Below are 14,292 nucleotides of genomic sequence, written 5' to 3'. Positions count from 1 at the left end.
ATTTTTATGTACAAAACTAACCATCATTACCAAAATTTCGTGTTACAGGTTGGCTGTATTTCCATATAACTGACTAATTTAACGATATTATTTGATTTTAATCCGTGTCAACGTTTCTGATTGATGAACCGAGTAAAAACCGCTGAAATTTAGAGCTAGAGTGGCTCTTATTACCCCTTTTCAGGTTTTACATCATAGCGATTAATGTATACTTTTCGCAAGGATGAAACGCTAACAGTAAGGAATGAAAACCAACTATGAAAGAAGTGAAATATCTGCTTATAACATTGTTTTTTTGCTGTATTGCATTCATGACTAATGCCCTAGCGAATGACAAGATTATTGTTGTCGGTGGAGACCATAATTATCCCCCCTACGAATTTATCAATAATAATGGTGAACCTGACGGATATAACACCGAGCTTACCTATGCTATTGCGCAGGTTATGGGGTTAGATGTTAACGTTGCACTATCAAGTTGGGATGAAATGAAGTGGGATCTTGAAAGTGGCAATATCGATCTACTTCAAGGGATCTCTTATTCAGAGGAAAGGGCGGAACTTCTCGATTTTTCTCCACCTCACTCCCTTATCCATCAATCTGTTTTTGCACGTGTGGGTTCTCCGTCTATCTCACAATTATCTGAGCTTGCTGGAAAGTCCGTTATTGTTCAAAGCGGCGGCATAATGGCAGAGAAAATGGAGAGCTCTGGAATTGATGTCCGACTTATTTATGTGGATACCCATGCAGCAGCGCTACGGATGCTTTCTGCAGGTAAGTATGATTATGCTTTTGTTGCCAATTTGCCCGGGCTTTATTTAGGTAAAGAATTGTCATTGTCAAATGTAGAACCTGTAGGCAAACCATTGAGCTCTCAACGCTATGGTTATGCGGTCTTAAAAGGTAATGCCGACCTACTCGCCAAATTTAATGAAGGTCTAGCGATACTAAAGAATACGGGTAAGCAGCAGGAGATCTACAATAAATGGTTTGGTTCGTATACAGAAAGTGGACTAAATTGGCAGAAAATCAGTCTGTTTATCGTAATTGCGTCTGTGTTATTTACCTCTATTTTTATTGTCGTTATTGTATGGAACAGAAGTTTGGCAAAGCAAGTCGCCAGGCGAACCAAAAAACTGGAACAGCAGCATCAACAGTTAATTCAAGCCGATAAGATGGCGTCTCTCGGTATACTTGTCTCCGGTGTTGCACATGAAATTAATAATCCAACCAGTTTGTTGTTGCTTAACCTTCCGGTTTTGAAAGAGTCGTTTGAGGATATTGAGGAAATACTTGAAGAGCACTATGAAAATCATGGTGATTTCGAGATTGCTGGCCTCAATTATACTCGCATTAGTAAAGAGATCCCTTTAATGCTTGGGGAGATGCTAGAGGGATCGAACCATATTCGTAGGATTGTGAGCGACTTGCGAGATTTTGCAAGGCAAGAACCGCAAGCTCTTTCCGATAATGTTGATTTAAACCAAGTGGTTGCCGCTGCGATTCGATTGACAGATAGGGCAATTAAATCCGCGACAGATAATTTCTCTGTGTCGTACAGCGAATCGCTGCCTTTATTCAAAGGAAATAGCCAAAGATTACAGCAGGTCGTTATCAACCTTATTGTTAACGCCTGTCAGGCATTAGATAGTACTCACCAAGTTATATCTATAAAAACAGAATACCAGATGGCTACCCGCAGAATTGAGCTGACGATAAGTGATGAAGGAAAGGGGATAGAATCTCAACACCTCTCTCGACTTACCGACCCTTTTTTCACAACGAAGCGTAAAGAAGGTGGAACAGGATTGGGCTTGTCGATATCTTCAAATATTATTGAAGAACATGGTGGCAAGCTACTATTTAAGTCTGTAGTGAGAAAAGGAACTCAAATTCTTCTCACTATTCCGTTAACTAAGGAAAACTAATTTACATGAAAGATACGCTTTACCCGAGTTTCGGTGTCTTGTTAGTTGATGATGAATCAGCATTTATACGCAGTTTGTCTCTCGTTCTTGAAAGGCGAGGGGGGATAAATCACCTGTATCAAACGAGTGATAGTCGTGAGGTGATGACATTAATCGAACAACATCCGATTGAGTTGGTGTTACTCGATCTAAACATGCCTCATTTAACGGGGGATGTACTTCTAAAGCAGATTGTGGAAAAACATCCTCAAGTTGGCGTTATTATCATTAGTGGTATGAACCAGATAGAAACAGCGGTAGATTGCATTCGTCTTGGTGCGTATGACTATTTTGTAAAAACGACAGAAGAAAGCCGCCTGTTAGAAGGGATTAAGCGCGCCGTATCGATGCAGGAAATGCGTCGAGAAAATGAAGCAATGCGCAGACGTTTTCTTTCCGATACATTAGAAGAACCAGAAGTATTTGAACAGATAATCACTCAGGATAAAAAACTGCGCTCGATATTTCAGTATTTAGAGTCGGTTTCGTCTAGTCGACAATCAGTGATGATCTGTGGTGAGAGTGGTGTAGGTAAAGAGCAGATTGCAAAAGCGGTTCATAAGTTGAGTCGCCGTCCAGGCAAGATGGTCAGTGTCAATGTTGCGGGTATTGATGATAACGTTTTTGCTGATACGTTGTTTGGCCATAGCAGAGGCGCCTTTACCGGGGCGGATAAAAAGCGAATAGGTATGGTTGAGGCTGCCGCAGATGGCACACTATTCTTAGATGAAATTGGTGATCTTAGTCATACATCGCAAACCAAATTGCTCCGGCTTCTACAAGAAGGAGAATACTACTCGTTGGGTAGTGATCGCCCTAAACGCAGCAAAGCACGTATTGTTGCTGCGACTCATCAGGATCTTAAATCTAAAGTAGAGGAAGGCAGTTTCAGAAAGGATCTCTACTTTAGACTCTGCACTCACCTTGTTGAGGTGCCCGCGTTAAGAGAACGAAAAGATGATATTCCTTTGCTTTTCAAGCATTTTTTGACGCAAGCGTCCGATGAGATGCATAAAATCGTTCCCGCTTACCCTAAAGAATTGCCAGTGCTGTTGTCTACCTACCATTTTCCGGGCAATGTACGTGAATTGCAGGCTCTGATCTATGATGCTGTCAGCCAGCATAAGAGCCACACATTGTCTATGGAGGTATTTCGAAGAGTGATAGACCACTCTTATCATGATCTTGATTCGATTGAGTTTGATAGTGGTTTATTTGAACCAACGAAACCTTTACCGACGCTGCAAGAGTTAAGTGAGATACTCATCATCGCGGCGATGGAACGCTCTAATGGGAATCAATCACTCGCCTCTCGTATGCTTGGGATTTCTCAACCTGCTTTGAGTAAACGCCTTAAAAAAGGCCAAGAAAAGTAGCCAACCAAACCCTTATAACAAAAGTTATATTATGTCTTTTGTTATAAGGGGCCATCTATTTGTTATTTTTATGATTTTTATTGAAGTTATGTTTTTTTATAACTTAAGTTATACCCTTTCCATAATTTACCTTTCTATTAATTATTTAATTATCAATAGGTTATTGTTTTAGTTAACTCTGGCATTGCGATTGCAAGCTAATGATTGGGTTACTGTATCTATTGAGATATAGAGTGCGCAGTAAACATATTTAATTAGGACAATTAAGGGAAATAATTATGGAAAGAAAGGACGCAACACCACAGGCAAGTGGTGGCTTTTGGAGTAAAATGGAACTATGGAAAAAGATCGTAATAGGCATGATTGCAGGTGTGATTGTCGGTGCGATAATGGGACCAGATGCTGAGGTATTAAAACCCATCGGGACGCTATTTATCAATGCAATCAAAATGCTGATTGTACCGTTGATTTTTTGTTCTTTGATCGTCGGTGTTACCTCAATGCAAGACTCCCGTAAAATGGGGCGAATTGGCGCTAAGGCGATTATTCTCTATTTAGGCACAACAGCAATTGCTATCACTATTGGTCTTGGACTCGCTGCAATTTTGACTCCGGGTGAAGGGCTAAATATGGTGGCACAAGATTCAACAACGATGGGCAAAGATGCGCCCCCTCTGGTACAAACTTTATTAAACATTATCCCTAAAAATCCAGTGGGAGCTTTGGCCGCCGGCAACATCCTTCAAATCATTGTATTTGCACTCGGTTTAGGCATTTCGTTAACACTCATTGGCGAAAAAGCGAAACCCGCTATCGCTGTTTTCGAAAGCTTAGCAGAAGCCATGTACAAACTGACTGAACTTGTTATGAAGCTTGCACCATATGGTGTCTTTGGCTTAATGGCTTGGGTTGCGGGTAAATATGGTATTGATATCTTGTTACCGCTTATCAAGGTTATCGCTGTCGCGTACCTAGGTAGTCTTATACACGTATTAGTGTTCTACACTGGCATAATTAGCTTTGTTGGTCGACTAAGCCCTATTCGTTACGTCAAGGCCTTGACCAATCCGGCCGCTGTTGCATTTACGACAACAAGTAGTTCAGGCACACTTCCAGCTACACTGAAAGCAAGTCGTGAAGAGCTTGGTGTTTCTAAAGGTGTTGCAAGTTTTGTATTGCCACTTGGTGCCACTATCAACATGGATGGTACGGCGCTTTATCAAGGTGTTTGTGCTCTGTTTATTGCCCAAGCATTTGGTATTGACCTTGAAATGTCTGACTACGTGTTGATTATCATGACCTCGACATTGGCCTCAATTGGTACAGCAGGTGTTCCTGGTGCCGGTCTTATCATGTTATCGCTTGTTCTAACTACCGTTGGTCTTCCTATTGAAGGATTGGCAATTGTTGCTGGTATCGACCGTATCCTAGATATGGCACGTACCACTGTGAACGTTTGTGGCGATATGATGGTATCTGTCTTGATCGCGAAAAGTGAAGGCGAGTTAGACGAATCTATCTATAATGCTGAAACGAGCAGCGTAGGCTCAGAAACAGAAACCGTGTAAACCTTTACCTATAATAGAAAGCAGATTGGTGCAGACCAATCTGCTTTTTTACGTTATACCCTCCGCCAAATCGATCTTCCAATCCAGTTTATCTTCGTGTCACTTGCGCATTTGTAATTAATTTGTATCTAAGTTGTTAATTTTGTAATGTATACTATCAGTTAGGACGACTATGGAGAGTTCGACCTATCTATTCTAGTGTTATGAATGTGATGCACTGCCAGCCTGTTTTATATGACAAGGAAAAGTTATGTCCAAACGCTTCGTTTTTCTACTGCTGCTTCTCCCGTATTTATGCCTTTCTATAGCCAATGCGAACTGGCTTGAAGATTTATATGATGGAGGTGTTTTATCTGCAGAGAAAGCCATAAAAAATGGTGCTGACGTAAACGAGTACAATGAAGAGTTTGGCGCCTATCCAATCCATGTTGCACTGTACTCTGAAAGCCTCGATGCCTTAGAGATGGTTGCGAATTATGGTGCAGATCTTGAAGCAGAGAATGAAGATGGTCAAACCGTTATGATGCTTGCGCTTGAGTTTGGTGATCTACATATCGTCAAGTTGCTGCAGAGTCTGGGGGCGAAGCTTGATGTCGATTCGGCGAGTGGTGTATCGCCACTTTATTATGCTGTGCTTTCAGGTAATGCCGAATTGGTCTCCTGGCTAATTCACCAAGGATATGATGTTAATAAAACCAGTGCATTGAACTGGAATGTATTGGATAGCCTAACCGCAATAGAAGACGAATTTCCCGATCCGCTATTGGCGGAAACATTAGTAACTGCAGGGCTGGATTCAAAACTACGTTCAAATGAGGGGTATTCACTGCTGCATTGGGCGGTTCTTTATGGACAAAATAATCTTGTTGAACAGTTGGTCGAGCAAGGCTATGACCCGTTAGAATTGACCCATGAGGATGAAACTGCCTATGAGTTTGCGCTTTACAGTGACAGCGATGAAATCAGTCTTATCCTGTATCAGGATATTCAAGCGCGTTTAAATAATGCAGAGAGCAACCTAACTCAAGATCAGATACGCACATTAAAGAACGAACGATTGAGACTTGCGATCAGCATCAACGAAGAAGAGGCATTTAGACACTATTTCACTAAAAAAGATCTTGAATATAGAAGTGCCGACAATTCAAGCCTACTTCATTATGCCGTGATTTTTCACCGTGTTGAAATTACCCAATTTTTACTTGAACAAGGGGCCGATTTACAGGCAACGAACCATTACGATGATAGCCCTTATGCCGCCTCAAGATACGATGAAGATAACCCTGTCGTGTCTGTCATAGTGAAGGCTATCGGTGAAAATGGCCCTCAAAAGCTAAGAGTACAGCTCGCGGAAGAGTATTTATACGATGGACAGGTTGAACGATTTTTAGTCTTAAGGCCGTATCTTACACCGGATGAAATGAGTCTATTGGGCTTTGAAATACTGCTCAGTGACACAGAAGAGGGCCTCAGTGTTTGGTTAGAATATGCGGTCAAAGAAGATGACGTGATGCTCTCAAAACTATACTCGCTTGTGCCAGCGACTTATCAAGATGATGAATTCCTTTCTTATCTATCTATTATCCAAGCCAACAATAAGCCTATTCCTAGCGACACTCAAATACCGATGTTGACTCGATTGCTTGAGGTGGATACAGAGCTAAATCTTGAACAGACGGCGATATATAATGCCACATTGGCAGAAGTTACAGAAAACACCCAACAACTTATTGACGATGGACATGCAGACGAAATAGTCAGTGTTTATATTCGCTATCAAGACTATAAACCCGCGTTACAATTGCTAGATCGTTTTACCTCTGTATCCCCACAGCAGCATATAGAGAGTGTATTTGATGATTTTCCAGAAGAAACAGGTGCGTTAGTCGAAGATTTGGTCTTGAAGTTGATGGGGCTTGGCGCTGATCCGACATTCAAAAATAGCCTAGGAGACCCGCTATTTTTAGATTCTGTCGGGGTTATCTCACAGCCATTATTTGATCAAATTATAAAAGGTAAAGATCTCAATGAAATAGGGTCTAATGCTGGAGTAATGCTACTCACTGCCATGATAAATAGTGCGCCTAAACGGGCTGAAGCTTTGTTAAAAAAAGGTCGGTTTCGCTACCAAAAGGAATGGAACGGATTACTTAGATTAGCCTATAACCAAGGTGACCTAGCGCTTTGTTATGCGTTGTGGTCGAAAGGGGCTTATACACAATCAATGGATAGTGAAGGGCATTTTCTTATCACTAATGTTTATCAGAGTTGGTATCAAGAACCTTATAAACAGGCCATACCATTTACGGATTGGCTATCAACGAGCCGTGAATCCATCGATGTTTTAGTCAGCCAAAAAGATATGTCTGGGAACCGCTTTCTGGATTATTTAATCGCAGAAAATGATAAAGAAAATATCTGGTGGCTGTTTGAGCATGGTTTAGCGGTTAATGACGCGACACTTTCTTCTTTCGCACTGTCGAAAAATATCGAATTAGTTGCTTCAATAACAGAAAAACTTGACGATGAGAAACAGACCTCGCTGTTTCATTTGGCGATACAGTACCGCAACGAACCTTTGACCGCTTACCTTCTAAATGCAGGATTCGACCCACTCAAGAAAAACCAAAAGAAACAAACGGGTTTTGAGGTTGCAATGTACGCGGCTGATCAACCGATTTTAGATCTCATGATGGATCACTACGCCGAGCCATCAATTAACTATTCCCTTGGCGATTCTTACTTTGACAGTGATTTAATACGGTACTGGTCATGGCTCTCAAATACGGGTCAAACGAGTACGCTACAGAGTCATCTAGAAAAGCACCTACTTAATGGTCAGCCACACCCGTTTGCCAGACACATATGGTTAACGGTTGCCACGCGCCAAAACACGCTAGATAAGGAAGGATTCACAATCTCTAACCCTCTGAAAGCCGCCATGGGTAAAGGGTTTGAAGCGGAACGCCTAGCAAATTTAGGTGAACGTGATGAGGCGATTGAACAGTATCTTTTGGTAGAACCAACGGAACAAGATCTGTGGCTTGTCCATGAAATTGCCGATCTTTATATTAACGCGGACGAGCAAAAAAAATCGTGGGATGTATTAGAAACGGGTATAAAGCTTTCACCAAATTTTTGGCAATTCAGTTGGCGTTATTTCAGTAGCAGTTGGCTCAATAATGAAACCTTTAGAGATCGAGCACAGAAATTAGTGGATAGTCCGCAGTTGAAAGGCACGCTATTTAGTCAATATGGGCAAGCTGTACTGTCTGCGAGATCGATTAATCCAATTGACCTACAAGAGCTTAAAGATAAATGGTATCAGAAAACGCACGACGCTAGGCTCCTTACTTCTATGGGGTATTTATATACTACTGGTGGTTATTTAGTGGAGGCGAAAGCGGCATTTGAACAGGCCGTGATGAGTTACCCTTTTTACAGCAACTGGGGTAAGTATGTCGAAATTATCGCAAAAACCGGGGATCACGCCTTAGTTGAAAACCAAAATGCATTGAAGGCAAATTGGTATGACGAAGAGCAAGAGAGCCGATTGGTTAGACAGCAACGCTATAATGGACAGGCCTTTTTGAACGCTGGAGATAAAGGCAAAGCGCATCAAGTTTATAATGCCTTAGTTGATGAAGATTCACTTTTTTTGGGCTATTACCTTGCCGAACTTGAACGCTCTGATGATAGACATCTTCAAGCAATTAAAGCACTAGAGCCTCTTATCGGTAATGATGATTTTGATGCAAGCGACTGGAAGAACATCGTCAAAAGTTACAGTGAAATAGGGGAAACTGCTCGTGCGATTGAACGGTTTGAACAAGCATTAGTAACAGTCCCATACCCGACTATCGCCTTATATTTAGAAGGTCTAGAACTATACAAATCCGCTCAAATGACGGCAAAGTATGATCGACTGCTCAACCAATCGCTTGAGATCTATCCTCGTTCTATTGGATTACATAAAGAAACCATTCTGGCCTTTTTAAATAAGAAGCAATATATAGAAGCGGTCTCGCAAGGTCTGAACCTGATAAATCAGTGGCCTGAAAATAGCAGTGTTATGAAGGTGTTTTATCAAGCGTTGGTGTCAGCCCATGATGCGGAAACGGCGCAGCAGCGTTTTCTTTATAGGGCGAAGGAGCAGCCATGGAACCACGCTTTGTGGCGCTTTGTCGCATCTAAGTCCGACAAACCCGATTTGGTTTGGCAACAATTACAAACAAACCCAGCTTACGCCACATCAGCCCTGCGTAAGAGGATGGATATTGCGACAGGCAATAAAGACTATGAGTTAGCTAGCCAACTTCTTGCTCAGATACCCGATGTTGAAGGGACATTGAATGAGTCGTTAGAACTGCAACTGTCTAAGATTTGGTTGGTTGCACAAAAGAGCCGAGAGACCAGATTGTCCAACGATGAACTAAATCGTTACTTGTCAGAATGGGACCAATACCGCGATAATTTTGCAAGCCTCAGTAATTACTACTATTACAAACGCGATTTACTGTATTCAATGGGCCGAATTCAAGAAGCCGCAGATGTTATGAAGCAGTACAGTGAACTGAATAAAGATAGCACCAAGATATATCATCAGCTGGTGGCTAGATATTCTGACCCACTTACCTCACAAGATGTATACGGTTATGGTTATCGTATGATCCAGCGAAACCCCTATAGTGCGTCACATATTTCATCGTTTGTTAATCGTGCGCTTTATTGGGGACAGGGTTCCGCGGTTATTGCATTGCAGGTTATTGAAGATGCGAAACAACGAGGTGTTTTTCTTAATAAAAAATGGGAAGAAAAAGCACTCAGTGATCTGGGAGATAACTTAGCTGGGTTCCTTGGTTATCGACACGACACCGCTATTTCAAATTCATTGCGCTATATTGGCTGGTTTGAAACGGCGAGGGAATCGGCATTAGAAGAAGAAGGAAATCAGGTCCGATATCTATTTGAAGGAGACCAACCGGAAGTCGAGATCATATTACCTAGTGGTGAAGTGCTTGTTCGTCGAGACGATGCAACAAAAGGCAAGATGGTTTTTCTTGGACGTGGGGCAACGTTCATCAAGGCGGAATACAACAAAAATGGTAGCCTAACCCAAGTTGAAGATTCATCTGGTGAGGCGGTAAGCCTTCATTATGATGTTCATGAAAACATAATCAAAATGATATCATCTGTTGCCTCGTTGCAGCTTCAATACAATCAACAAGGGAAGCCAATTGAAATTGAGCTATTAGGGTCAGGAAAACTGACCATTACCTATGACGATAATAATGAAATCCTGAATGTAAACAGTGTAGGTGAAGGTAATAATTTAGCCTTGAATATTACTCAATCGTTTCAAAAACTCACTTCATTAACAAAATCGCTAGGTGATGCCGCGAACAATTTTGAACTGCCTGACATTAGTGTTCAGGACGAAATGCAAGAGCAGTTGTATAACCGATACCAAGAAACGCCGAGTGATTCTGAGCAAGAAAGAAAAGCCGCACTCGACTATGCGTTGTATCTATTTGAACACAGCGATTTAAACCAAGATAATGTTGATGAAATAACGAGTTTAATGGAAGGTATCTTTCAAGCCTCCGTCGATACTGGGAATACAAACGTGGATACTGGTGAAGCGATTGTTTTATGGCATAAACTCAAGAATAAAATCCGACCATACGGTGTCCCCAAGAGTGATTATCAATTAAGTCAGCAGATGAAGCTTTGGATGCTGGCAAACCATGGCAAAGAAAGTGAGTTGGGTGGCCTTAATGAAACGCTGAGTAATATCAAGGTTACTGAACTAAAAACACAAAATTGGATGGAAGAAAACGCGCTGAGTAATTCAGGATATTGGTATCGAGAAACATTACCTAAGTTATTGAATGTACCTTCCGATGCCTCTGATATTTCCAGTATGGTTTCTCTAGAAAATGGTGACGTTCTGCTAGGCACATCTCAAGGTTTGCTGCTTCGTAGACATCATTATTGGAGTTGGTTTGTCTATGATGGCATAGCCCAAAAATTTATTCGAACAGGAGAGCAACCAGATGCCTCTCCTCGTACCCACATTAATGACCTTAAAGTGTCGGCAGATGGCGTAATTTGGGTTGCGACAAATGGCGGCTTATTTGCCGTTGAAAAAGAGGACGCGGTAAGGCGTTGGAGTGGGGTAAATGATGGTATGCCTGACGCTTCTGTCGCTCATATCCAAACAAGTGCCAATACCATTTGGGTTGCGATTAAAAATCAGATCTTCAGTATTGAACGCACCGATCACATGGCCGTTTTTGAGGCGGAATATTCATCCCAGATAGACGAATTTCAAAGGCTACCGGATGGAAACTGGTTGGTTCACTCCGCAGGCTCCCTTGCCTTGTTGCAGGGCAACAACAGTCAACCCGGAGAAGAGAAAGCAGAAAAGATGCTGGCGAATGGTGTGGAGCATTTTCTTTGGCAGCAAAATAAAGGCCAACTATGGTGGTGGAATGGCTCGGTTTTAACTCAGGCGCGATACAAACGAGGCCAGTTTGAAGAGGCGTCGATCATCGCTGACAAATCGCTACTACCAATGAGCAAAAAGATTCATGGCTTACAATGGCTTGAGATCCCAACTCTGGGTAGAAAGCCTGTGGTGTTGACCGATCAAGGAATGGCGATCTGGCATCAAGATAGTTTCAACATGTTGTCATTACCCTACGAAGAATTAAGAGGCGGATTAGATATTGGCCCATTGGCTGTGGTTTCTTCGCAGCAAGATTGGACGCTCGTTACAGAGGAAGCGGTTTATCAATTTACGCCGTCGAGAAGCCAACGATTTAACAACGTGGGAAAGGTGCGTGACTTACTCTATATTCCCGAAATGGGCAGGACTTTTGCGGCCAACGGGCGCGACATCATGGCCTTCTATGAAGGTGACGATAGTCAGCTCGAATACGACTATTTTGCCAGTTTAAATGCTCGGATTTTAAGGCGTGATAGCGCTGGCAACATGATTACTCACTCAGGAAGTAGGGTAATAAGAGTGAATAGTCTTACGGAAGAATACGAGGAGCTATTCACTGCATCAAGCGATGATGAGTCTGGTCGTATCGCCGATATTTATGTGGACAAGGACGATTCGATTTGGGTTGCGGCTGGCGCGGACCTTTTCCACTGGCAAGACGGTACATTGGCGCGATTCAATTACTATGTCGACCCTGTTGCATTCCCAGCTCGGAGCAATATGTTGGCGCGTGTATTCAGGGATGTTCGAGGTACACTTTATGTGGTCGCTTCCGATGAAGGGCATTTGAATTATAAAGGCGTTAGCTTAGCGGGTGGGCTTTTAGAGTTAACCGAATCCGGCTTTACGCGAGTGAGTCTAAAAGAGAAACCAACGTGGTTTGCAACCGCCTATACGCCGATCAGCGATAATACGGCCATCATCTCTACAACAGGCAGTTTTGCTCTGGATAGAGAAGGAGATTGGTCTTCTTACAGAAGCGCAGGTGACGTTAGCTATAAAGAAATGTCGGAACAGATCAAAATGCTCTACTTGGGCGGAGCGGGCGCCAAATTACCTAACGATAAAGCGTGGTTATTTCCTTCGGCTGCTGGTGTCGTCATTTACTATCAAGGCCAATGGCTATATCCAGATAGATTGAACCAATTGCTGCCGGATGACCAAAAATTGGGTCAGTACGGCGCACGGGTGATCCACGCCATCTCTATTGATGACAAAGGGAGAGTTTTTGTTGGAACGGACAGAGGCGTGTTGCTATACAAAGCGGGTAACTTAGCCTCGCTTCTTAGCGACCATAACCGTGGACAACAGGCTTTTGTTAGTCAAAATAATGAGATACAAGGCGAGCTGAATCACCTCTTTCTCGATAACATTCCAGAAGGCAGTGAGCAGGGCGAGTTGATTGCCGATTATCAGAAATTACAAGCTCGTCTCGAACAATTAGAGAATCAGCTAGAAGAAGATACATTGAGGGCAGAACCGACCACAACAGAGACCAAAACCGCGGACAGTGAATTTACCTCTGTTGATAAGAAAAAACTGCAAAAAAGCATCAAAAAAGAGCAACGAAAAAGGCAACGATTACTCGCAAACTTAGAGCGAGATCATCCAGCGCTTTTCCAAATGCTTCGGCTTGATCCTCGTGAAATTGGTTCAATGCATGAGCGTTTGGATGAAAACCAAGTGCTGCTTCAGTTTATACCGTCGCCGGATAAGTTGCTGACGCAAGTGGTTACACAAGAGGGTGTTCGTATCATCGAAATTGATGTGTCGGACCAAGAACTAAACCGCCATGTAGATAATGCCATTATCGGTTTGCGTCAGGGAGCCTTTACGCTTGATACGACAAATGTGGCGACCAATATTGAGGTTCTTGTTAAGCAAAGAGGCTTTATAAAATCCGCACTGAAAACGAGTACGGATGTAAATCAGAGTTTGGCTTGGCTTTACGACAAACTGTTAAGACCGGTAGAAGCCGACATGAAAGGCAAGGACCAAGTCTACGTCACGCCAGTTGGTAAGCTAAATTATCTGCCTTTTGGTTCCCTAATTAAAACTCAGGAACCTACCCTAGAGTATGCAATAGAGAAATACAATATCGGAGTACTGCCGTCACTTTATCATTTCAATCTGGTCATGAATGACGAAGCGTCGTTGAGCGATACGGCGTTATTTATTGCTGACCCAGATGGGTCTCTCCCGGGAGCGAAACAAGAGGTAGAGAACATAGCGTCACTCTACAAAGATAATGCGGTGGTGTTGCAAGGAGATGGAGCAAGCTTAGAGGGTTTAGAAGAGATATCCATGGACAGCAGAGTGATTCATTTTGCTACTCATGGGATACTGGACTCTGAAAGCGCAGCTGACAGCTACCTTATTATGGCGAATGACGAACAACTGGGTGTTATCGATATTTCTGTAATGGATTTGTCTGAAACTGACATCGTTGTATTGTCTGCATGCGAATCGGGTATTGGTACCAAAGGGCTTGAGTACGCTTCCTTGGCAAGGGCTTTTGCCCATGCCAAAGTGCCTTCTATTGTGGCGAGCTACTGGCAAGTGAACGATGAGGCAACGTCAGAATTGATGCAGATCTTCTACAAAGAAATTCAAGACCCAGAGATCAACCTGTTTGCGGCTATGGCAAATGCACAACGAGCAATGATTAGCCGTGGTGGCGCTTTAGCCAATCCGTCTGCGTGGGCAAGCTTTAGCGTGTTTGGTAAGCCTTGATACTCGAGAAAGAGACAGCCTGACGGAATGTACTACCCCAATACCAGTTGATATCATGCCCTTACATGATGCCAAATCAATCGCTTTGTTTAAAATTAAAGCAACCGATTGAGTTTTATTGAATTTATCGTGGTTTG

4 protein-coding genes are annotated in these 14,292 nt (G+C 42.6%); all 4 read left to right on the top strand.

The genetic code is table 11. From position 1 onward, the window contains the following. Positions 1-257: 257 nt before the first annotated feature. The gene (locus IUZ65_RS18745; protein WP_229638246.1) at positions 258-1,928 is read left to right on the top strand and encodes a transporter substrate-binding domain-containing protein; all 1,671 of its coding nucleotides are present in this window, start codon (positions 258-260) and stop codon (positions 1,926-1,928) included. 5 nt (positions 1,929-1,933) lie between these two features. Continuing rightward, complete coding sequence (locus tag IUZ65_RS18740; protein WP_195705548.1) at positions 1,934-3,343, top strand: sigma-54-dependent transcriptional regulator; 1,410 nt, start codon at positions 1,934-1,936, stop codon at positions 3,341-3,343. Between the two features lie 278 nt (positions 3,344-3,621). Further along, the gene (locus IUZ65_RS18735; protein ID WP_229638245.1) at positions 3,622-4,911 is read left to right on the top strand and encodes a dicarboxylate/amino acid:cation symporter; all 1,290 of its coding nucleotides are present in this window, start codon (positions 3,622-3,624) and stop codon (positions 4,909-4,911) included. Positions 4,912-5,161: 250 nt separating this feature from the next. Beyond that, positions 5,162-14,155, top strand: coding sequence for a CHAT domain-containing protein (locus IUZ65_RS18730; RefSeq protein ID WP_195705547.1), 8,994 nt, complete (start codon positions 5,162-5,164; stop codon positions 14,153-14,155). Positions 14,156-14,292: the final 137 nt, after the last annotated feature.

It is taken from the genome of Vibrio sp. VB16 (assembly GCF_015594925.2).
GTDB lineage: Bacteria > Pseudomonadota > Gammaproteobacteria > Enterobacterales > Vibrionaceae > Vibrio.
Note: the sequence above shows the minus strand (reverse complement) of the source record. Positions and strands in the feature narration are given on the sequence as shown.

What these genes read in the sequence shown, in the direction of transcription:
- IUZ65_RS18740 (WP_195705548.1), top strand. Translation starts at nt 1,934, where the DNA reads ATGAAAGATACGCTTTACCCGAGTTTCGGTGTCTTGTTAGTTGATGAT.
- IUZ65_RS18730 (WP_195705547.1), top strand. Translation starts at nt 5,162, where the DNA reads ATGTCCAAACGCTTCGTTTTTCTACTGCTGCTTCTCCCGTATTTATGC.
- IUZ65_RS18745 (WP_229638246.1), top strand. Translation starts at nt 258, where the DNA reads ATGAAAGAAGTGAAATATCTGCTTATAACATTGTTTTTTTGCTGTATT.
- IUZ65_RS18735 (WP_229638245.1), top strand. Translation starts at nt 3,622, where the DNA reads ATGGAAAGAAAGGACGCAACACCACAGGCAAGTGGTGGCTTTTGGAGT.